Source organism: Actinophytocola sediminis (assembly GCF_054779715.1).
Genome location: NZ_BAAGXS010000079.1, coordinates 63,613 through 83,856, shown reverse-complemented (window position 1 = coordinate 83,856; position 20,244 = coordinate 63,613). Strand labels below are relative to the sequence as shown.

At 70.0% G+C, this 20,244-nt stretch carries 19 protein-coding genes; 14 read left to right on the top strand and 5 right to left on the bottom strand.

The annotated features are described in order from the left end of the window. The first annotated feature begins 1 nt into the window (after position 1). The 6 genes from ACYVIP_RS37185 (at position 2) to ACYVIP_RS37160 (ending at position 6,015) form a co-directional block, all read left to right on the top strand. Positions 2–814, top strand: coding sequence for an ABC transporter ATP-binding protein (locus ACYVIP_RS37185; protein ID WP_460405150.1), 813 nt, complete (start codon positions 2–4; stop codon positions 812–814). A 175-nt stretch (positions 815–989) separates the two neighbouring features. Beyond that, entirely contained in the window at positions 990–1,937 is a 948-nt protein-coding gene (locus tag ACYVIP_RS37180; RefSeq protein WP_460405148.1) for an ABC transporter ATP-binding protein, read from the top strand. Further along, positions 1,934–2,746: an alpha/beta fold hydrolase gene (locus ACYVIP_RS37175; RefSeq protein ID WP_460405146.1), complete on the top strand. Its 813-nt coding sequence runs from the start codon at positions 1,934–1,936 to the stop codon at positions 2,744–2,746. Before ACYVIP_RS37180 ends, ACYVIP_RS37175 begins: the two co-directional genes overlap by 4 nt. A 32-nt stretch (positions 2,747–2,778) precedes the next feature. Continuing rightward, positions 2,779–3,627, top strand: a complete 849-nt coding sequence (locus ACYVIP_RS37170; RefSeq protein ID WP_460405144.1) for a cyclase family protein — start codon at positions 2,779–2,781, stop codon at positions 3,625–3,627. Then, positions 3,620–5,026, top strand: coding sequence for an MmgE/PrpD family protein (locus ACYVIP_RS37165; RefSeq protein WP_460405142.1), 1,407 nt, complete (start codon positions 3,620–3,622; stop codon positions 5,024–5,026). Before ACYVIP_RS37170 ends, ACYVIP_RS37165 begins: the two co-directional genes overlap by 8 nt. A gap of 209 nt (positions 5,027–5,235) precedes the next feature. After that, positions 5,236–6,015, top strand: a complete 780-nt coding sequence (locus ACYVIP_RS37160; protein ID WP_460405140.1) for a 2-keto-4-pentenoate hydratase — start codon at positions 5,236–5,238, stop codon at positions 6,013–6,015. A gap of 1 nt (position 6,016) precedes the next feature. Here the strand turns inward: ACYVIP_RS37160 and ACYVIP_RS37155 are convergent, their stop codons facing one another. The 3 genes from ACYVIP_RS37155 to ACYVIP_RS37145 are packed head-to-tail and all read right to left on the bottom strand — an operon-like array spanning position 6,017 to position 8,968. Continuing rightward, positions 6,017–6,967, bottom strand: a complete 951-nt coding sequence (locus ACYVIP_RS37155; protein ID WP_460405138.1) for a TAXI family TRAP transporter solute-binding subunit — start codon at positions 6,965–6,967, stop codon at positions 6,017–6,019. Continuing rightward, entirely contained in the window at positions 6,964–8,313 is a 1,350-nt protein-coding gene (locus tag ACYVIP_RS37150; RefSeq protein ID WP_460405136.1) for a sensor histidine kinase, read from the bottom strand. Before ACYVIP_RS37150 ends, ACYVIP_RS37155 begins: the two co-directional genes overlap by 4 nt. 1 nt (position 8,314) lies before the next feature. Next, the gene (locus tag ACYVIP_RS37145; protein WP_460405134.1) at positions 8,315–8,968 is read right to left on the bottom strand and encodes a response regulator transcription factor; all 654 of its coding nucleotides are present in this window, start codon (positions 8,966–8,968) and stop codon (positions 8,315–8,317) included. A gap of 71 nt (positions 8,969–9,039) precedes the next feature. Between ACYVIP_RS37145 and ACYVIP_RS37140 the strand changes: the two genes are divergently transcribed. The 4 genes from ACYVIP_RS37140 (at position 9,040) to ACYVIP_RS37125 (ending at position 12,609) form a co-directional block, all read left to right on the top strand. After that, entirely contained in the window at positions 9,040–10,296 is a 1,257-nt protein-coding gene (locus tag ACYVIP_RS37140; RefSeq protein ID WP_460405132.1) for an Nramp family divalent metal transporter, read from the top strand. Further along, positions 10,293–11,135: a hypothetical protein gene (locus ACYVIP_RS37135; RefSeq protein WP_460405130.1), complete on the top strand. Its 843-nt coding sequence runs from the start codon at positions 10,293–10,295 to the stop codon at positions 11,133–11,135. The genes ACYVIP_RS37140 and ACYVIP_RS37135 overlap by 4 nt, the downstream gene beginning before the upstream one ends. Positions 11,136–11,145: 10 nt before the next feature. Then, on the top strand, positions 11,146–11,847 hold the full coding sequence (locus ACYVIP_RS37130; protein ID WP_460405128.1) for a hypothetical protein: 702 nt from the start codon (positions 11,146–11,148) through the stop codon (positions 11,845–11,847). A 228-nt stretch (positions 11,848–12,075) separates the two neighbouring features. After that, a complete protein-coding gene (locus ACYVIP_RS37125; RefSeq protein ID WP_460405126.1) occupies positions 12,076–12,609 on the top strand; it encodes an EF-hand domain-containing protein in 534 nt (177 codons plus the stop codon). A 64-nt stretch (positions 12,610–12,673) separates the two neighbouring features. Here the strand turns inward: ACYVIP_RS37125 and ACYVIP_RS37120 are convergent, their stop codons facing one another. After that, positions 12,674–13,813: a DegT/DnrJ/EryC1/StrS family aminotransferase gene (locus ACYVIP_RS37120; RefSeq protein WP_460405123.1), complete on the bottom strand. Its 1,140-nt coding sequence runs from the start codon at positions 13,811–13,813 to the stop codon at positions 12,674–12,676. Between the two features lie 299 nt (positions 13,814–14,112). Between ACYVIP_RS37120 and ACYVIP_RS37115 the strand changes: the two genes are divergently transcribed. From ACYVIP_RS37115 to ACYVIP_RS37100, 4 genes are all read left to right on the top strand, one after another. After that, positions 14,113–17,346, top strand: a complete 3,234-nt coding sequence (locus ACYVIP_RS37115) for a S8 family peptidase (RefSeq protein WP_460405121.1) — start codon at positions 14,113–14,115, stop codon at positions 17,344–17,346. A gap of 132 nt (positions 17,347–17,478) precedes the next feature. Then, complete coding sequence (locus ACYVIP_RS37110; protein WP_460405119.1) at positions 17,479–17,835, top strand: VOC family protein; 357 nt, start codon at positions 17,479–17,481, stop codon at positions 17,833–17,835. Between the two features lie 109 nt (positions 17,836–17,944). After that, positions 17,945–18,250, top strand: coding sequence for an NAD(P) transhydrogenase subunit alpha part 2 (locus tag ACYVIP_RS37105; protein ID WP_460405117.1), 306 nt, complete (start codon positions 17,945–17,947; stop codon positions 18,248–18,250). Further along, a complete protein-coding gene (locus ACYVIP_RS37100) occupies positions 18,247–19,650 on the top strand; it encodes an NAD(P)(+) transhydrogenase (Re/Si-specific) subunit beta (RefSeq protein ID WP_460405115.1) in 1,404 nt (467 codons plus the stop codon). The genes ACYVIP_RS37105 and ACYVIP_RS37100 overlap by 4 nt, the downstream gene beginning before the upstream one ends. 5 nt (positions 19,651–19,655) lie before the next feature. Here the strand turns inward: ACYVIP_RS37100 and ACYVIP_RS37095 are convergent, their stop codons facing one another. After that, positions 19,656–19,850 carry a hypothetical protein gene (locus tag ACYVIP_RS37095; protein ID WP_460405113.1) on the bottom strand — a complete coding sequence of 65 codons (195 nt, stop codon included), beginning with the start codon at positions 19,848–19,850 and terminating at the stop codon, positions 19,656–19,658. Positions 19,851–20,244 lie beyond the last annotated feature (394 nt).

Genomic DNA, 20,244 nt, shown 5'->3' with positions numbered 1-20,244 from the left:
CATGCTGACCGTTTCCGGTCTCACCACGGAGTTCCGCAGTCGGCTGTCCGGCGTGCGGGCGATCGAGGACATCTCGTTCGAGGTGCCGCAGGGGGTCGCGGTCGGGCTGGTCGGGGAGACCGGCTCCGGCAAGTCGGTGACCATCCGGTCGGTGCTCGGGCTGCTGCCAACCACCGGGCGGGTGATCGCCGGCAGTGCCCGGTTCGACGGTATCGACCTGGTCCGGGCCAGCCGCGCGGAGCTGCGGGCGGTGCGTGGCAAGCGGATCGGGTTCGTCGCGCAGAACCCGTTCGGCTCGCTCAACCCCGTGCTGTCAGTGGAGAAGCAGTTCGGCAACGTGGTGCGCGCGCACCGGCCGATGAACCGCAAGGCTGTCCGGGCGCTCGCGTTGGAGCGGCTGGAGTCGGTGCACGTGCGCGGGCCGGAGCGGGTGCTGCGCGGGTATGCCCACGAGCTGTCCGGCGGTATGGCCCAGCGGGTGGTGATCGCGCTCGCCATGCTGCACGACCCGCCGCTGGTGATCGCCGACGAGCCGACCACCGCGCTGGATGTCACCGTACAGCGCCAGATCCTGGACCTCATCCACGAACAGATCGCGGTCGGCAACCGCTCGCTGCTGCTGGTCACCCACGACCTCGGCGTGGTCGCCCAGTACTGCCAACAGGTCGTGGTGATGAAGTCGGGCCATGTCGTGGAGTCCGGCCCGGTAGCCGAGGTCTTCGGCTCCCCCCAACACCCCTACACCCAACAGTTGCTGGCCGCCGTCCCACCCGCCCCCTGGTCCCTGGCCACCCGAACGGAGGCCGGCACATGAGCCACCTTCTGTTTTTCCCAGGACAAGCGCTCCCCAACCGCACCTCAGGGGAACGTGATGCAACCCAGCCACAAGTACGCACCCAACCAGCACTTGCCATCCCCAACGCGACCAACACATTTAATCCCGGGGAGGCGGAACAGTGAGTTTGATGGAGTTGGGTGGGATTCGGCAGGTGTTTCGGCGGGGTGGGAAGGAGGTGCACGCGGTCAACGGGGTCTCGTTGTCGGTCGGGGCGGGGGAGACCGTCGCGGTGATCGGCGAGAGCGGCTCCGGCAAGTCGACGCTCGGGCGGATCGCGCTCGGGCTGATCACGCCGACCGAGGGTGAGGTGCGCTTCGGCGGGACCGCGCTCGGCGGGCTGTCCAAGTCCGGTATGCGGGCGCTGCGGTCGCGGATGCAGGTGGTCTTCCAGGAGCCGTATGAGTCGCTCAACCCGAGGATCCGGGTCGGCGACACCGTCGCGGAGCCACTGATCATCCACCGGCCGGAGCTGTCCGACGCCGAGCGCCGCAAACTGGTGATCGCCATGCTTGAACGGGTCGGGCTGTCCGAGGAACACGCGCAGCGCTACCCCCGCAACCTCAGCGGCGGCCAACAGCAGCGGATCGGCATCGCCAGGGCGATCATCACCGAGCCGGAGCTGGTCGTGCTGGACGAGCCGACCTCGTCGCTGGACGTCTCGGTGCGCGCCAAGGTACTCGACCTGCTCCGCGACCTGCAGCGCGAACACGGCATCGCCTACATCTTCATCTCCCACGACCTGGCCACCGTCGGCCTGATCAGCGACCGGGTGGCGGTGATGTACCTTGGCCAGATCGTCGAGCAGGGTCCGACCGCCGAGGTGCTCGGCAACCCGAAACACCCGTACACCAAGGCCTTGATGTCCGCGACGCTGAGCGCGGTCGTCGGCGAGAAGCGCGAGCACATCCCGCTGCGCGGCGAGATCCCCAACCCGTCCACCGCCCCGACCGTCTGTGTCCTCAGTGGACGCTGTCCGATCGAGATCGACGAGTGCTCGACCGGCCCGGTCGCGCCGCGCCGGGTCGGCGACGGGCACGACGTCGCCTGCCTCCGGGTCACCAGCGGCAACGACCTGTTGCCCGTCGGGGAAGCCGGTTGAACGCCGGTTACCTGCGCGCGCCATGGGGGTTGCTGCACTACCGGTGCGCCGGCACGGCCCCACTCGCCGAGCAGGTCACCAGCGGCCGGCCGGTGCTGGTGCTGCTGCACCAGAGCCCGCTCTCGTCGCGCCGGTACCACCGGGTGCTCGACGCGCTGGCCGAGTTCTGCGTGCCGATCGCCGTGGACACCCCCGGCTACGGCCGATCCGAGGCGGGCGCGGGGGACTGGACCGTCGAGGACTACGCCGGCGTGCCGTGGCTGGTGGCCGACGCGCTCGGCGTGGCGCACCCGTGGTTGTTCGGCCGGGCCACCGGCGCGGTGTTCGCGCTGCACGCCGCCGCGCTGCGACCCGGCCGCGCGGCCGGCGTGGTGCTGCACGGCGTCCCGGTCTACACCGGCGAGGAGAAGGCCGACCGGCTGGCGAACTTCGCGCCGCCCTACCAGCCGACCCCCGACGGCGCGCACCTGAGCTGGATCTGGCGGCGGATCAGCGCCGAGTACCCGTTGGCCGACGCCGCGCTGGTGACCGAGTTGGTGGCGGACTACCTGGCCGCCGGCCAGGACTTCGCCGCCGCGTACCGGGCGATCTGGCGCCACGACCTGGGGGCGTCGGTGCGCCTGGCCGGTGAGGTCGACCTGCTGCTGGCCGGTTCCGCCGACCGTATCCGGCGGATGCACGACCGCGCGGTCGCGGAGATCCCGCACCGGGCGGCGCTCGAACTGGCCGGCGCGACCGACTTCGTGGCCGAACAGGACCCGGTGGCGTTCAGCCGGGCGCTCGCGTCGGCCATCGACCGGCCGACCTGACCAACAGAACCGACCAAGGGGGTCGTCAGACGATGAGGGCATCAAGTGGCACACCGGCATGGCTGGACGCCGTGCTCGGCGGCGGGGTACGCGTGTTCGACCTCGGCCGGCCGCTCTACCGGGGCATGCCCCAGCCGCTCAACCACCCGCCGTTCTGGCACGTGCTGCCGCGCCGGCACGGGGACAGCGTCCGCGCGGACGGCGGATCGGCGGCCAGCGACCACATCTCGCTCGGCACCCACGTCGGCACGCACATCGACGCGTTCGCGCACGTCTCCCACGACGGCAGGCTGTTCGGCGGGCTGGATGCCGAGGACACCCAGCGCGGCGGGCGGATGAGCGCGCTCGGCGCGGAGACCATCGAGCCGATGTTCCGTCGCGGCGTGCTGCTGGACGTGCCGGCCGCGCTCGGGTTACCCGGTTGCGCGCCCGGCTACGAGATCACCTCCGCGGACCTGGAACGCACCGTGGAACGGCAGGGAACCCCGCTCGGCGAGGGCGATGTCGCGTTGGTGCGCAGCGGTTGGGGCAGCCGGTTCGACGCGCCGGACCCGAACGAGTACCTCGGGCACGGGTCCGGCGTGCCCGGCGTGGGGGAGGCCGGCGCCAAGTGGCTCGCCGGCACGGGGGTGCACACGGTCGGCGCGGACACCATCGCCTTCGAGTGCCTGCCACCAGGACAGGGACACAGCCTGCTGCCCGCGCACCGGGTGCTGTTGGTGGAGCACGGGGTGCACATCGTCGAGACGCTCGACCTCGAACAGGTGGCCGCGGCCGGCGTGCACGAGTTCCTGTTCGTGCTCTCGTCGTTGAAGCTGGTCGGCGCGACCGGCTCGCCGGTTCGTCCGCTGGCCGTGGTGCCCGGAGCCCACGATGGCTGAGCGGACGCTGAGCCAGCACCTCGCGCGGTTCGCCGACACCGCGCGGCGCACGCCGTTGCCCGAGGAGGTGGCCGCCAGCGTCCGGGACCGGGTGCTCGACGTGCTCGGCCTGTGCGTGGCCGCCCGCGAGCTGGACACCAGCACCGCCGCGCTGGCCTACGTGCGTGACCAGGGCGGCGCCGGGCAGGCGCACGTGATCGGGGAGCGAACGCGGGTGCCGGCGGCGCTCGCGGCGCTGGCCAACGGGGTGCTCGCGCACTCCCTCGACTACGACGACACCCACCTGCCGTCGGTCCTGCACCCCAGCGCGTCGGTCGTGCCGGCCGCGCTGGCCGTCGCGGAGGCTGTCGACGCCGGCGGGGAGGAACTGCTGGCCGCCATCGCGGTCGGGCTCGAGGTGTGCGTGCGCATCGGCATGGCGGGTTACGACCGTGAGGCCGGCAACTCGGTGTTCTTCGAACACGGGCAGCACGCGACCTCGATCTGTGGCGCGATCGGCGGCGCGGTCGCCGCGGCGATGCTGCTCGGGCTGGACGAGGACGGCATCGCCAACGCGATCGGGATCTCGGTGTCCATGGCGGGCGGGGTGATCGAGGCCAACCGCACCGGCGGCACGGTCAAACGCCTGCACTGCGGGTGGGCCGCGCACTCCGGGGTGAGCGCGGCGCAGTTGGTGCGCCACGGGTTCACCGGTCCGCCGACGGTGCTGGAGGGCAGGTTCGGGTTCTCCCAGGCGTTCCTGCGCGGTCAGTTCAACGCCGAGGAGATCACCGACGGGCTGGGGGAGCGCTGGGCGGTGCCCGGGATCTTCTTCAAACCCTATCCCGCCAACCACTTCACGCACACGATCATCGACGCGGGCCGGGCGCTGCGGGAGCAGGGTGTGGACCCCGACCAGGTCGCGTCGCTGACCATCGGGGTGCCCGCCTCGGTGGTGCGCACGGTCGGGGAGCCCATCGAGCGCAAGCGGACGCCGAGCACGCCGTACGAGGCGCAGTTCAGCGGTCCGTACGCGGCCGCGGTGGGGCTGTTCGGCGGTTCCGGGCTCGGCGCGGGCCTCGCCGACTACGACCCCGCGTTGCTGGCCGAACCGCGCAGGCGGCGGCTGATGGCGTGTGCCGAGGTGGTCGCGGACGCCGAGTGCACGGCGATCTTCCCGCACCAGTTCCCCGCCGTGGTCCGGGCGTCCATGTCGGACGGTCGGGAGTGGACGGTGAAGATGCTGGTCAACCGGGGCGGCCCGGAGCACCCGCTCACGGTCGAGGAACTGCGGACGAAGTTCCGCGACAACGTGGCGGGCGTGCTGTCCGCCAGCGCCGCGACCGCGGTGGCGGAATGCATAACCAGCCTGGGCCTCCGCACCCGCCCCACGGACCTGCTGGGGCTACTCGCCGGCTGACCGAGGCGAAAGCCATGCGATGAAGGACGCCTTCATCGCACTGGCCCACCAACTAATATCAAATATTAACTATATAGATGTCCGATATTACTGCGGTCGGCAACGGTGTCCGGTCAGCGGAAACGACCAACGGCGCAGGGAAAGGGGTGAAGTGGACGACGACACCGTGGTATAGAGCTGAGGTTGATCCTCAGCGAGAGCAGGTACGCATGTCTGACACTCATCGGGCGATGGCCGAGGCGCTCTACGAGGCCAGGGCGGCCGGCGTGCCGATCGCGCCCCTGACCGACGACCACCCGGCGATGGGCATGGTCGACGGCTATGCGGTGCAACGGGAACTGGTGTCGATGCTGCTCGGCGACGGCGACCGGGTCATCGGCTACAAGGCCGGCCTGACCTCCGTCCCGATGCAGCGCCAGTTCGGCGTCGACACCCCGGACTACGGCCCCGTGCTGGCCTCGACGGTCTACGCCGACGGCGACCAGGTTCGCCGCGCGGCGTTCATCGCGCCGAAGGTCGAGGCGGAGATCGTCTTCCGGCTCGGCACCGGCCTCACCGGTCCCGGCGTGACCATCGAGCAGGCGCGCGCGGCCATCGCCGAGGTCATGGCCGGCCTGGAGGTCGTCGACTCGCGGATCGTGGACTGGCGGATCGGCCTGGCCGACACGATCGCCGACCTCGCGTCCAACGGCGCCGTGGTGCTCGGCGGCCGGGCCGTGCCCTATAGGGACGTCGACCCACGGCTGATCGGCATGGTGTTCAGCCGCAACGACGAGATCGTCGCCACCGGGGCTGGCGCGGCGGCGCTCGGCGACCCGGTCGCGGTGGTCGCCTGGCTGGCCAACACCCTCGGCGGGCACGGCGTCCCGCTCGAACCCGGGCAGCTGATCATGACCGGCGCGCTGCACGCCGCGGTCCCCATGGACCAGGGCGACCGGTTCCTGGCCGAGTTCGACCGGCTCGGCTCGGTCGCGATCCAGGTGGGCTGAGTCAGCCGCGCAGGTCGCGGTAGGCCGCCGCGGCGCCGGGGTGCAGCGGCACCGGCGCGGTGGTGATCAGCGACCGCCGGTCGAGGTACTGGGTGCCCAGCGCCTGCGCGGGCACCAGTTCGGGCGCGCGGCCGATCAGCACCCTGGCGACCGCGTCGGCCACGTCGGCCGGCAGCTCGTTGCCGGTCACCAACAGGTTCGGCACCCCGATGGTGGTGACCCGCCTGGTGTGCCCATATCCGTTGTCCGGCACGGTGACCCGCCGGTACATCTGCCCGTGGGCGTCCCGCAACGCGTCGATGTGCTCGCCGATGTCGACCAGCCGCAGCGGGCGCCGGCGGTCCAGTTCGGCCAGCGCGGGCGTTGGCACGCCACCGGACCAGAGCAGCGCGTCGATCCGGCCCTCGGCGAGGTTGTCGATGGCGTCGTCGAGCAGGTGACGGTCGACCACGGCCTGAACCCCGCTCGCCACGAGCAGTCGGTCACCGGTCAGCGCCGCGCCAGAACCCTGTGCCCCCAGGGAGACCCGCCGCCCGGCGAGGTCATCGACTGTCCGAATCGGACTGTTCGCCAACACCACCAGCTGCAGGTAGTTCTCGTACACCCGCCCGATCGCGCGCACCGCCACCGCCTCGGTGAACGGGGGATCGCCAGCGCTGGCGGCGGCCGCGGCGTCGGCCAGCACCAGGGCGAGATCGGCCTCGCCCGCCCGGACCAGGTCCAGGTTGGCGATCGACCCGGTGGATTCGAGCGCCACCGTACGCAGGCCGGGCTCGGCCTCGGTCAGCACGCGGGCCAGCAGCTCGGCGAACTCCTTGTAGAACCCGCCGGACTCTCCGGCCGCGATCCGCAGCGTCCGCTGTGGACCGTTGTACTCGGTGGTCGCGCAGGACGCGGTGAGCGCCGCCCCGAACAGCAGAAAGGCGCGCCGTCCACATCGGAGTCCAGTCATGCCGGCACCAGCGTGATCCGCACCGCGAGGCCGCCGCGGTCCGCTTGGGACACCGTGAGCTGCCCGCCGTGGGCGGTGATCAGCCGGTCGGCGATCGCCAGGCCGATACCCGAGCCGGGCGCGGGTCTGCGGGAACCGCGCCAGAAGCGCCCGGTCAGTTTGGACAACTCGTCGACCGGGACACCGGGGCCGTCGTCGTCGACGGTCACCACCGCGCTCGTGCCGTCGCGGTGGGCTCCCCAGTGGACGGTCGCGCCGCGGCCGGCGTACTTGATCGCGTTGTCCAGCACCACATCCAGCACCTGGGCCAGGCTCGTCTCCGCCTGGCGCACCGGCAACGCCGGTGGCGCGCCGACCCCGGTCAGCGCCACGCCCGCCCGGTCGGCCGCCTCGTGCCAGGCCTCGACCCGCTCCACCAGCATGCCGACGGCGTCACACTCGGCGCCGGCCGATGTGGTGGCCAGCTCGGTCGCCACGCTGTCGGCCGCGGCGAGGGCCAGCATGCCGGCCGACAGTGCCTCCAGCCGTTCCAGCTCGGTCACCAGCGAGTCGTGGGCCGGCTCGCCGGCCGCCAGCGTGTCGATCCGCATCCGCAGCGCGCCCAACGGGTTGAGCAGCTGGTGGGACGCGTCCGCGACCAGTTGGCGTTGCTGGTTCGCGGACTCGGCCAACGCGTCGGACATCTGGTTGAACTCCACGGCCAGCCCCCGCAACTCCGGCGGCCCGGCCACCAGGTCCACATGGGTGCGCTCCCGCCCCTGCGCCACCGCGTGCACGCCGGCGCCGAGCTGCTCGACGGGCCGCACCAGCCACCTGGTCAGCCGCAGCACCACCAGCACGCACACCCCGCCTGCGGCCAGCGCGCCGACCAGGATCACCGCCCACTGGGCCCGGATGTCGCCCACCGCCGGCGTGATCGCCGAGCGCAGCACCACCGCGCCCGACACGCTCGGCCCGGTGCCGACCGGTTGGGTGAACAGCACCGTGCCCGACGACCACGGCCGCAGTTCGGCCGGTGTCGCGGAGGGCTGGTTGCGCAGGGCGGCGTCGACCGCGGCGGCCACCGCCGGGTCGGTCGCGGTCAGCCCGGCCGCCACCACCGCCCGCCGCCGGGCGTCCACCACCACGACCCCGTCGCCGTAGAGGTCGACGTGTGCCTGGACCTCGGCGGCCAGCTGGCCGGTGTCCTCGCGGGCCAGTGAGGCGAACCGCGCGACGTCGGCCGTGCGCGACAGCACGAACCGCTGGGTCCGGTTGGCCGCGGTGGACAGCAGCAGCGGCACCGCGAACCCGGCGACCGCGGCCACCGCGAACGCCAGCAGCACCAGCATGAGTCTGCGCCGCATGTCAGTCCGCCAGCCGGTAGCCGAAGCCGCGGATCGTGGCCAGCAGGCCCGGCCGGTCGAGCTTGGCGCGCAGCTGGGTCAGGTGCACGTCCAGCGACCGGGACTTCGCCAGGTAGGCGTCGCCCCACACGACGTCCAGCAGGCGCTGCCGGCTCACCGCGACGCCGTGTTCGCGGGCGAGCACCGCGAGGATGTCGAACTCCTTGGTGGTCAGGTCGATCTCCCGGTCGCCGGCGGTGACCCGGCGGGCGTCCAGGTCGATCTCCAGGTCCCGGACCCGCACCACTCCCGGCTCGGTGGCCGGCGCCGCGCGGCGGGTGACCGCGTGGATCCTGGCGAGCAGCTCGGCCAGCCGCACCGGTTTCACCAGGTAGTCGTCCGCGCCGAGGTGCAGCGCGCGGACCACCGAGCGTTCGTCGCCGTAGGCGGTCAGCACGATCACCGGCGTGGCCGCGACCCGGCGGAGTTTGTGCAGCACCTCGAACCCGTCGATGCCGGGCAGGCCGAGGTCCAGCAGCACCAGGTCGGCGTCGTGGTGGCGGGTGAGCGCGTCCTCGCCCCGGATGACCCGCTCGGTGACGTACTTGCTCGCGCGCAGGGCGCCGACGACCGCGTTCGCCATCCCGTCGTCGTCCTCGACGACCAGCACCCGCATGCGAGCCTCTCTTTCCTAAGCGACCGTTAAGTCTGCCCGTTCGTACCTGGACCCGGGGTTACGTTCCCGGCATGTCGAGTGAACTAGACCACAATGTGGTGGCCACGCCGGCGGGTTGGCGTGCACGACTCCGGCAGATCGGCCCCGGAATCATGGCGGCGGCGACCGGAGTCGGCGCGGGAGACCTGGTGGCGACGATGGTCGCCGGCAGCAAGTACGGCTACACCCTGCTGTGGGCCGTCATCCTGGGAACCGCCTTCAAACTCGCCCTCGGTGAGGCCGTCGGCCGCTGGCAGCTGACCTCCGGGCAGACGATCCTCGCCGGCTGGCGCACGCTGGGCCGGTGGGCGCTGGTCTACTTCGGCGCGTACGCCGTGGTGTGGGGGTTCGTCTACGGCGCGACCGCCATGTCGGCCTCCGGCCTGCCGCTGAACGCGATGTTTCCCGCGCTGTCGGTCCGGTGGTGGGCGATGCTGTGCGGGATCGCGGGTTTCCTGCTCGTCTGGTACGGCCGGTACGCGGTGCTGGAGAAGGTGATGACCGCGTTCATCGGGGTCATGTTCGTGACCGTGGTCGGCACCGCCGTGCTGGTCGGCCCGAACCTCGTGGATGTCGGCGCCGGGCTGGTGCCGAGGTTGCCGGCCGGCTCACTGGTCTACGTGCTCGGCCTGATCGGCGGTGTCGGCGGCACGATCAGCATGGCCGCCTACGGCTACTGGGCCACCGCCAAGGGCTGGCGGGGGCCGAGGTGGCTGCCGATGATGCGTACCGACAACGCGCTTGGCTATGTCACCACCGGCGTGTTCGTGGTGGCGATGCTGATCGTCGGCTCGCAGCTGCTCGCCGGGCATGACGTGGTCACCGGTGACCAGGGCCTGCTGACCCTCGGCGACACGCTGGCCGCCGATTATGGGCAGTGGGCGCGGATCCCGTTCCTCGTCGGGTTCTTCTCGGTCTCGTTCACCTCCGTGATCGGGGTGTGGCACGGCGTCAGCCTGCTGTTCGCCGACTGGTGGCGAACCTTCCGCGACCGGCCGGAGCGGGCGGCGGGCGAGCGCGCGCCCGCCTACCGCGCCTACGTGCTGTGGCTGACGTTCCCGCCGATGGCGTTGCTGTTCCTCGATCAGCCGTTCCAGCTGACCGTCGCCTATGGCGCGCTCGGCGCGTTGTTCATGCCCTTCCTCGCCGGGACGTTGTTGGTGTTGCTCAACTCCGACCGGGCGCCGTCGGTCAGGCGGTCGGGGTGGGTGTCCAACGCGTTGCTCGGCGCGTGCCTGGCGCTGTTCGGCTACCTGGCCTACGACCAGGTGATCGGCCTGTTCACATGACCTCCCAGCCGTTGGTCAACCTCCGCCGGAACTCCGAGCGCCTCGGGTTGTTCGGCATGGCGGGCCTTGGTGTGCTCGTCGTGCTGGCCGACATGCTCGGCTGGCTCGACGCGATCGCCCCCGGCGGCGCGATTCCCAAGATCACCCTGTTGGTGCTGAGCAGCGTGACCGTCGTGCTGCTTCTCGAGCTGGACGGCTTCCACAAGCTCGACGCCATCGACGGCAAGCTGACCACGTTGACCTCGGCGGTCGACCGGGGTTTCGCGCATGACCGGCATGCCGGGCTGGTCGCGGTGCATCCCCGGCTCACCGACGAGGCGTTCAACCGCTACGTCCGCGAGGCGAACGAGGTGACGATACTCAACACCTGGATTCCCAACCTGCACCGGCTGCGCGAACCGCTCGCCGAGGCGCTCGACCGGCGGGCCGAGGTGCGGATCCTGTTGCTGTACCCCAACTCCCTGGTCGCGGCACTACGCGACGACGCGTTGAAGGCCAGGGGCGTGAACCACCTGGAGACCAACGTGCGCAACGGTGTCCGGCAGTGCCTCGGCATCCTGGAGGAGCTGGTGGCCGAACGCAAACGCCGGGCGGCGCACCTGAGGGTGAAGGTGTACAACTCGCTGCCCTCGATCGCGGTGTACCGCGCGGACGAGCACTACCTGGTCAGTGTCTTCCTGCACGGCCAGCTGGCGATCGACTCGCCGCAGTTCGAGCTCGACGGCGCGGACAGCGTGCTGGCCAAACAGTTCCAACTGGAGCTGGACACGTTGTGGGACATCGGCTATCCGGTGAACCCGGCCTCCTGGGAACACGACCTGGACCGAATTCGACCGTGAGGTGGGGATGATGCACGAGTTGGACCTGTTCGAAGACGAGCTGATCGCGCGGTTTCGCGGCCATCCGGTGCTCAGCCGGGCGGATCGCCTGACTGACGCGGAGTTCCACGAACTGCTGCTCCAGCGCCGTTTCCTGTCCCTGGCGTTCACGCCGGCCTACGACCTCGCGATCGACCTGCTGACCGACCAGCAGAGCCTGCGGATCGCCCGCGCGATCCTGCGCGAGGAGTACCCGGACGAGGACGGCCGCACGCCGTCGCACCGGGAGGAGATGAAGGAGGACATCCTGCGCGTCGGGGTGCCGATGGCCGCGCTGGTGCGGTCGCGGCCGTCGTTGTGCACGCTGCGGACCATCACCGGCACGCTGGAGCTGATCGCCGAGGCGGGCGCGGGGGCGCATCCGGTGACCGGGCTGATCACCATTCTCCGGTTCTGGGGCGAGGTGCTGGTGTCGGTGGAGTACGAGGAGCTGTGGCGGCGGATCGGCCCGGTACTCGGCGACCGGTCGACGTTCTACCTGCCACACAAGGTGCACGACGCGAAGGTCCGCCCGCTCGAACAGGGCTCACCACTGGCGTCGACGCACTCCGACCAGTTGGGGCTGCGGCTGTGGCAGGCACTCGGGTCGCCGGCGGAGCAGACGGTGTTCCGGCACACCGAGAAGGCGGTCGTGGACCTGAAAGCCGGTTTCTACGACCAGTTCCGCCGCTGAGGACAACGGCAATCGACGCGTGGTGTTGTGACCTGACAGGGGCGGTCGTCGGCCCTCGATTGCCTTCCGGATGCCGAATGCTCGACGTGTCACGTAACCCGTTCGTGTCGGGCGTGGTGCCAGGGGAAGCGGCTCTGGAGTGGTCAGAATTGCTTGGTGTGCAAGGGAATCCGGGTGTGCGCCCGAGTTCCCACGGCAGGACGACCGATCGAGAACAGAGGAGAACCGGTGACCACCGCTTTGCTGAAGACCAAGCACGACAAGCTGTTCGACCTGCTCGACTACGACGGCAGCGGTGCCATCGAGCGTGCGGACTTCGACCAGCTCGCCGAAGCCCTGATCGAGGCGGGAGTTGACAACCCGCACGCGCGGTCCGCCGAGGCGGTGCGCGTCCAGTACCGCCGGGTCTTCGCGCGGTTCGTCGCGCACGTCGACACCGACGGCGACGGCAGGATCGACCGGGACGAGTTCCACGCCGCGATGGCCACCCAGGCGGACCGGGAGGCCCGTTTCGACGACATCTGGGGTCCGACCTGCGATGTCGAGTTCGACAACGTGGACGTCGACGGTGACGGGCAGCTCAACCGCGTGGAGTTCGCCTCCCTGATGGCGGGGTTCGGTCAGGACCCGCTGCACGCGTCGGCCGTGTTCGACACGCTGGCCACCGACGGCGTGATCACCCGGGCGGCCTACTACGACGCCTGGAAGACCTACGTGACCAGTGACGACGAATCCTCCGCCGCCAACGCGATGATGGCCTGACACCACGGAATCGGCCGCACACCCCCGGAATCGAGGGTGTGCGGCCGATGTCGTTCGCGCGCGGTCAGCCGGTGCTGTCGAAGAACGAGGTAACGCCCGCCATGACCGCGTGTTTCTCCTCCTCGACGAGTTCGGGGTAGATCGGCAGGCTGAGCAGCTTGGGGTTGTTCTCCGTGGCGACCGGGGTTGGCTCGGCCCGGTGCGGGAGCGCGGCGAACGCGGGCTGCTCGGCGAGCCGGAAGGGGTAGACGCGTTCGGTGCCGATCCCGCGCTCGGCCAGGTGCTCCGCCAGCGCGCCGGCGCGTTCGGTGTGCAGGGTGTACTTGTAGAACACGTGCTCGCCTCGGGGCAGCGCGGTCGGTGTGTTCAGCGGCAGTCCGGCGAAGGCCTTGTCGTAGCTGTCGGCGATGACTCGTCGTTGCTCGTTCCACGCCGGCAGCAGGGTGAGCTGGTGGGACAGCACGGCGGCGTTGAGTTCACTGAGGCGGGACCGGCCGCCCCAGCCGTGGTGCGGGTGGCGGGTGCCGCGGTCGCGGCCGAGGTTGCGCATGCGCCGCACCGCCCGCACGTTGTCCTCGTCCTTGACCAGGACCAGACCGCCGTCGTCGACTCCGCCGAGGTTCTTGCCCGCCCACAGGGAGAAGCAGGCGAAGTCCCCGAACGAACCGGCGGGTCTGCCCCGATAGGTGGCGTCGTGGGCCTGCGCGCAGTCCTCGACCACCACCAGGTCGTGCTCCTTGGCGATGGCCATGATCGCGTCCATCTCCGCGACCTGGCCGTAGAGGTGGACCGCGATGATCGCTCTGGTCCTCGGGGTGATCGCCCGGCGGACCGCCGCCGGTGAGATCAGCCAACTGCCCGGCTCGACGTCGACGAACACCGGCAGCGCGCCCGTGGCGTTGACCGCAAACGCCGTGGCGACGAAGGTCATGTCCGGCACGATCACCTCGTCACCGGGGCCGATGCCCGCGGCGCGCACGGAGAAGTGCAGCGAGTCGGTGCCAGAGGAGGTCGCCACCGCGTGCCCGCCCCACCGCCGGCCGAGCTGTTCCTCCAACCGCCGGGTGCACTCACCCAGCGACGTCGTGCCGCTGTCGAGCACGTCGTCGAGCAGGTCGTGGAGCACGTGCCGCATGCCCGCCAGTCGCCGGTCGTGTCCCTCCACCGGAACGGTCACCACGGGCTTACCGGCAACCACACTCATCGACAACTCCCCACGTTCGACACCACCACTACCTCAATTGAGTTCGGCAGCCCCGAAAGGACCCTGGAGACCACGAACGAATGACCGGACTCGCAAACGGGTGATCATCAGCTCCGGCGAGCCGAGGCCTCATCTGTCCTGGTGCCCGTGTTGGCGCCGCCAGGCCAGCTGTCGCCATATGAACAACGCGTCCGGCGCGGATTTGGTTGCGTGGATTCGGAATTTCTCATAGTTGTTGGCACGCAACAGGTCCGCCAGCTAATTTTTTCCGCACAACAACCGACGAAGCGGAGGTTCGAGTGCGTATCGCCAGCAGGTTCGGGATCAGCGTCGCGGTCCTCGGGGTGGTGCTCAGCACCGTGCCGGCGGCCGGCGCGGCACCCCCGGGTGAGCACAGACCCGTTGCGGCGTCGAGAGCCGACGGCTCCACGGTCACCCTGATCACCGGCGACCGGGTGACCGTGCACGGCACCAACGGCATCTCGATAACGCCAGGAAAGAACCGCGAAAACGCCACGTTCACCCGATCCACCTACGGCGGCCACACCCACGTCATCCCCAACGACGCGCGAAAACTCGTCGCGACCGGACAACTGGACCGGCGACTGTTCGACATCACCACGCTCGTGGAATTCGGCTACGACGACGCACACCGCGACACCGTGCCGCTGATTGTCACCCACCCGGCGGGTAAGGCGGCGCCTCGACTGGCACGGGACGCCCGCGCGTTACCCAGCATCAACGGGGTCGCGGTGGCCGCGGCCAAGGACACCACGACCTGGGAGGCGCTGACCGACGGCGACACCGTCGCCACCACGGCCAGCGGCGTGACCAGGGTCTGGCTGGATGGCAAGCGCGCGGCCGTCCTGGACCGCAGCGCGGCGCAGATCGGTGCCCCCGCCGCCTGGGAGGCCGGGCTGACGGGGGAGGGGGTGCGCGTTGCGGTGCTTGACACCGGTGTCGACCAGACCCACCCGGATCTCGCTGACCGGGAGATCGCCGAGCAGAACTTCACCGACTCCCCGGATACCGTCGACAACTACGGGCACGGTACGCATGTCGCGTCGATCGTGGCCGGCACCGGGGCGAAGTCCGGCGGTAAGTTCCGGGGGATCGCCAGCGGCGCCGAGATCCTGGACGGGAAGGTGCTCGACGACTACGGCTCCGGTTTCGACTCGTGGATCATCGCCGGCATGGAGTGGGCCGCCGAGCAGGAGGCCGACATCATCAACATGAGCCTCGGCGGCGCCGACACCCCCGAGATCGACCCGCTGGAGCAGGCGGTCGAGTCGCTGACCGCCGAGCACGGGGTCCTGTTCGTGATCGCGGCCGGCAACGGGTACCGGGGCGCCATCGCCTCCCCTGGCAGCGCCCCGTCGGCACTCACCGTCGGTGCCGTTGACCGCGAGAACGCGCTGGCCGACTTCTCCCTCACCGGCCCCACCGTCGGCGACGGCGCGGTCAAGCCCGACCTCACCGCGCCGGGCGTGGACATCGTGGCCGCCCTGCACGCCGCGGGCACCATCGCGCCGCCCGTCGAGGACGGGTACACGGCGCTGTCCGGTACGTCGATGGCCACCCCGCACGTCGTCGGCGCGGCGGCGCTGATCGCCCAGCAGCACCCCGACTGGACCGGCCAGCGGCTCAAGGCCGCGCTCGCCGCCACCGCCACGCCCACCCAGGACCTGTCGGTGTTCCAGCAGGGCAGCGGCCGGGTCGACGTGGCCGGCGCCATGAACGCCGCCGTGGTCACCGAGCCGTCCAGCCTCAGCCTGGGGATCCTGCCCTGGCCGAGGGAGGACGACGAGCCGGTCACCAGGACCCTCACCTACCGCAACCTCGGCGAGACCGAGGTGACGCTCGACCTCACCGTGACCGCGACCGACCCCAACGGCGACCCGGTCGACGCGTTCTCGTTGAGTGCCGACGAGGTCGCGCTCGCCGCCGGCGGCACGGCCGAGGTGACGGTCACCGGCGACCCGAGCACCGGCCCGGTCGACGGCGCGTACTCCGGCACGGTCGTGGCCACGTCCACCACCGGCAGGGTGACCCGCACGCCGGTCGGCATCACTCGGGAGGAGGAGCAGTACAACCTCACGTTGAACTACACCGACGCGCCCGGTCATGCCGTCGAGCTGTACGCCCCCATGGTGGTCGGGTTGGACACCTACACGATGGACGACGCGGTCGACGAGGACGGCTCGGTGACCATCCGCCTGCCGAAGGGCCGGTATCTGGTCGACCACCTGGTGATCGCCGACGAGGGCGAGCACTTCCTGCAGGTCGTGCAGCCCGGCATCGTGCTGGACCGCGACCAGACCTTCGAGATCGACCTCGCCGCCGCGAAGCCGAACAGCGTCACCCCACCGCGGACCGCTGACCCGAGCATCGCGGACATCGCCTACCAGATGGATACCGAGAACTCGTCCTTCACCGGCGGCTTCTTGATCTTTGGGGATCTCGGCCTCGTATCGACCGCGCAAATCGGTGATCCGCTGCCGGGGACGTCGATGACCAGTTGGCTGTACGGCACCTGGGTGGCCGACGAAGCGATCTACGCGCTGGCCTGGTTCTTCGACCGGTACCCGACCGGGTTCACCAAGGTGGTCGAGCAGCGCGAACTCGCGACCGTGCGGACGGAGGTCGGCGGGAGTCCACTGAGTACCAGCGGTACACCGATGTGGCAGCCCCAGTCCGTTTCCGGCTCGACGATGGCCGTGTCGATCGGGCACACCGCGACGATTCCCGGCACCGCGACCACCTACGTCACCACCGACAACGTCCGCTGGAAGACCGAACTGGCGATCACCGACGCCGACTTCAACCACATCGCCTCCTTCGAGAAACCGTTGCGCTCCTTCAAACCCGGCAGCACCCACCACGACCGGTTCAACCACCCGGTGTTCGGTCCTGGCCTACCCCTGGCGGACGCCCCGTGGGTCTACCGCGATGCCAACGACATCGTGGCCACCATCCCGTTGTTCACCGACGGCGACGGGAACGCCGGTTTCAGTGCCACGGAGTCCGGCTCGACGAAGCTGTACCTCGGTGCGGAGTTGGTCGGCGAGTCGCCATTCGGCGGCGCCGGATACTTCACCGACCTGCCGGCCGAGCCCGGTGACTACCGGCTCACCACGGAGGCGACCAGAGCCGCCGACTACGGCCTGAGCACCTCGGTCAGTGCCGAGTGGACATTCACGTCCGCCCAGGTCGACGATCAGGCCGCGCTGCCGTTGAACGTGGTGCGGTTCCTGCCCCGACTCGACGACGACGGTACCGCCCCGACCGGCGAGTTCCGCGTCCCGCTGCGGGTGCGGGACCAGACCGGCGCCACGCACCGGCCGAAACAGGTCACGGTCGAGGCCTCCTACGACGACGGTCAGACCTGGCACCAGGTGCCGGTCACCTCGCGTCAGGAGGCCGTGCTCGACCACCCGGCGGGGGCGTCCTCGGTGTCCCTGCGGGCGTCGGCCACCGACCGGGACGGCAACACGGTCAACCAGACCGTGATCAGGGCCTACACCCTGCGGTGACCACGGATTCGTCGGCGGTCGCCACGGCGGCCGCCGACGGATCGGTCAGGATTGAAGAAGCGGGATCCGCTGGCGCCGCACTACCGTGCTCGTCAGACAGTCCAGATTGGACCGACGACCACAGGAGTGCGCATGACTGGCTCTACCACCCAGGGAATCCGAACCGTGCTGCATCCGGTGACCGACCTGGCCGCGAGCAGCGCGATGTACGCCGCGCTGCTCGGCATCCCGCCGCAGCACGACGGGCCCTACTACGTCGGCTTCGACGTCGAGGGCCAGCACATCGGGCTGGTGCCGGGAGGATCGTCCCAGGGCATGACCTCGCCGGTGGCCTACTGGCACGTGGCCGACATCGAGGCGAAGCTGGCCGAGGTGACCGCCGCGGGCGCCACCGTGAAGGAGCCGGCACGCGATGTCGGCGGCGGGCGCCTGGTGGCCACCTTCACCGACCCGGACGGCAACGTGCTCGGCGTCCTGCAGGACGGCTGAGAAGAACCACGTTCGTCGACGACGAAGGATCTCCACCCGTGAGGTGGGTGCCAGCCGGGGATCGGCGTGCTACACCTGAAGGTGATCTGTACGCCGAAGGAGTCGTCGGATGCTGATGCAGAACCTGGCCATACTCGTGCTCGCCGGCTTCGTCGGGTTCGCGGTCATCTCGAAGGTGCCCAACACGTTGCACACGCCGCTGATGTCGGGCACCAACGCCATCCACGGCATCGTGGTGCTCGGCGGGTTCATCGTCCTCGGCGCCGGCGCGGACGGCACCATGAACAAGATCCTGCTGGTGGTGGCGATCGCCTTCGGCACCATGAACGTGGTCGGCGGATTCCTGGTGACCGACCGGATGCTGGGCATGTTCAAGACCAAGCGGGTCGACGAGTCGGACGAGGCGCGGCCATGAGCTGGGTGCGGGACGAGACGGTCATCCAGGGCCTGTACATCGTCGCGTTCGCGTTGTTCATCTTCGGGCTGATGGGGCTGACCGGTCCGCGCACCGCGGTGCGCGGCAACCTGTTGGCCGCGCTGGGCATGGCGGTCGCGGTCGGCGCGACCCTGCTCACCCCCGGCCTCGGCAACTGGTGGCTGATCCTGCTCGGTGTGGCCATCGGGACCGCGGTCGGCGTGCCGGCGGCGCGTCGGGTGCGGATGACCGCGATGCCCCAGATGGTGGCGTTGTTCAACGGGGTCGGCGGCGGTGCGATCGCGTTGATCGCCTGGGTGGAGTTCCGGCACAGCAACGGGTTCGCCCACGAGGTGGCCTACGTGTCGATCGCGTCGCTGTTCGCCGCGTCGATCGGCTCGCTGTCGTTCTGGGGGTCGACGGTCGCGTTCGGCAAGCTGCAGGAGCTCGTTCCCGGCCGGCCGATCGGCGCCGGGCGGCTCCAGCAGCCGATCAACCTCGTGCTGCTGCTCGGGGCGCTCACCTGCGCGGTGCTGATCGTCGCGGGTGGACGGTCCGAGCTGTTGATGATCGGGCTGCTGGTGGCCACCGCGGCATTGGGCGTACTGGTGGTGCTGCCGATCGGCGGAGCGGACATGCCGGTGGTGATCTCGCTGCTGAACGCGGCGACCGGGCTGAGCGCCGCGGCCATGGGGCTGGCGCTGGACAACACGGCGTTGATCGTCGCCGGCATGATCGTCGGCGCGTCCGGCTCGATCCTGACCAACCTGATGGCCAAGGCGATGAACCGGTCCATTCCCTCGATCGTCGCCGGCGGGTTCGGCGGGAACGGGCCGTCCGGCGCGCCGGCACTCGCGGCCGGACACCGGTCGGCCCGCCAGACCAGCGCGGCGGACGCGGCCATCCAACTGGCATACGCCCGCCAGGTGATCATCGTGCCTGGGTACGGGATGGCGGTGGCACAGGCCCAGCACACCGTGCGGGACCTGGCGAACGCGTTGGAGGCCAAGGGGATCGCGGTCTACTACGCGATTCACCCGGTGGCCGGGCGAATGCCCGGCCACATGAACGTGCTGCTCGCTGAGGCCGATGTGCCCTACGACCAGCTGAAGGAGATGTCAGATATCAACGGGGAGTTCACCCACACCGACGTCACGTTGGTCATCGGCGCCAACGACGTGACCAATCCGGCGGCACGCACTGATCCCGGCTCGCCGATCTACGGTATGCCGATCCTCGATGTCGACCGGAGTCGCTCGGTGATCGTGCTCAAGCGGTCGATGAACCCCGGTTTCGCGGGTGTGGACAACGAGCTCTACTACCTGCCGACGACCAGCATGCTCTTCGGCGACGCCAAGTCATCGGTGAACGATCTCACCAGGGAACTCAAGGCCCGGTAAGGGTCTCACGCCGCACGACCGGCGACGGGGAGCGCGTCGTTCCAGGTGATCGAGGTCGGCGACAGCAGGGAGTCGGGCTGGTTGTGCCAGTGATCGAACTCGTCGATCACCAACACGTGCTGGAAGTCGGGTCGGCCGCCGTCCACGGCGAGCGTGGTCAGCTGGACGGTGGCGGGCGTGGTGTCAATAGCGACGGCCATGATGGCTCCTCGGCTTGAGTGATTTTCGACTGGTCTTCGACCTTGCGGCCTTGTCATGGAAGTGTCGACACCGTCGCGAGCACCAGCCAGTGCTCGGCTCACAGGTCGCCCATGCGTTCCTCATGCCGTGACCATGACACTGTGTCGCGAAATGGTTCGGCCGGGTGCTGTTCGATCATTTCCGCGCATCGGTTCGCAGCGCGCGAACGGGGTCGGTGAATTCCACTGATTCGCCGTCCAATAAATCCTGGACCAGCCAACTTGTTGATCTCCTCCGTGGTCACGACCGTCCTGACCGGAGTTTGGTAAGCACGGAGACCGCTTCGTGACGATTTGCGGTGCTGCGGCTGGTAAACCACTCGAACGGGTGATGGTCCTCTTTGGACGAATTGCG

Bases quoted from the DNA above. Each gene is read 5' to 3' on its own strand.
- ACYVIP_RS37130 (WP_460405128.1), top strand. From the start codon at position 11,146: ATGCACGAGTTGGACCTGTTCGAAGACGAGCTGATCGCGCGGTTTCGC.
- ACYVIP_RS37120 (WP_460405123.1), bottom strand. From the start codon at position 13,813: ATGAGTGTGGTTGCCGGTAAGCCCGTGGTGACCGTTCCGGTGGAGGGA.
- ACYVIP_RS37160 (WP_460405140.1), top strand. From the start codon at position 5,236: ATGTCTGACACTCATCGGGCGATGGCCGAGGCGCTCTACGAGGCCAGG.
- ACYVIP_RS37105 (WP_460405117.1), top strand. From the start codon at position 17,945: ATGCTGATGCAGAACCTGGCCATACTCGTGCTCGCCGGCTTCGTCGGG.
- ACYVIP_RS37110 (WP_460405119.1), top strand. From the start codon at position 17,479: ATGACTGGCTCTACCACCCAGGGAATCCGAACCGTGCTGCATCCGGTG.
- ACYVIP_RS37165 (WP_460405142.1), top strand. From the start codon at position 3,620: ATGGCTGAGCGGACGCTGAGCCAGCACCTCGCGCGGTTCGCCGACACC.
- ACYVIP_RS37100 (WP_460405115.1), top strand. From the start codon at position 18,247: ATGAGCTGGGTGCGGGACGAGACGGTCATCCAGGGCCTGTACATCGTC.
- ACYVIP_RS37185 (WP_460405150.1), top strand. From the start codon at position 2: ATGCTGACCGTTTCCGGTCTCACCACGGAGTTCCGCAGTCGGCTGTCC.
- ACYVIP_RS37095 (WP_460405113.1), bottom strand. From the start codon at position 19,850: ATGGCCGTCGCTATTGACACCACGCCCGCCACCGTCCAGCTGACCACG.
- ACYVIP_RS37170 (WP_460405144.1), top strand. From the start codon at position 2,779: ATGAGGGCATCAAGTGGCACACCGGCATGGCTGGACGCCGTGCTCGGC.
- ACYVIP_RS37135 (WP_460405130.1), top strand. From the start codon at position 10,293: ATGACCTCCCAGCCGTTGGTCAACCTCCGCCGGAACTCCGAGCGCCTC.
- ACYVIP_RS37155 (WP_460405138.1), bottom strand. From the start codon at position 6,967: ATGACTGGACTCCGATGTGGACGGCGCGCCTTTCTGCTGTTCGGGGCG.
- ACYVIP_RS37145 (WP_460405134.1), bottom strand. From the start codon at position 8,968: ATGCGGGTGCTGGTCGTCGAGGACGACGACGGGATGGCGAACGCGGTC.
- ACYVIP_RS37140 (WP_460405132.1), top strand. From the start codon at position 9,040: ATGTCGAGTGAACTAGACCACAATGTGGTGGCCACGCCGGCGGGTTGG.
- ACYVIP_RS37150 (WP_460405136.1), bottom strand. From the start codon at position 8,313: ATGCGGCGCAGACTCATGCTGGTGCTGCTGGCGTTCGCGGTGGCCGCG.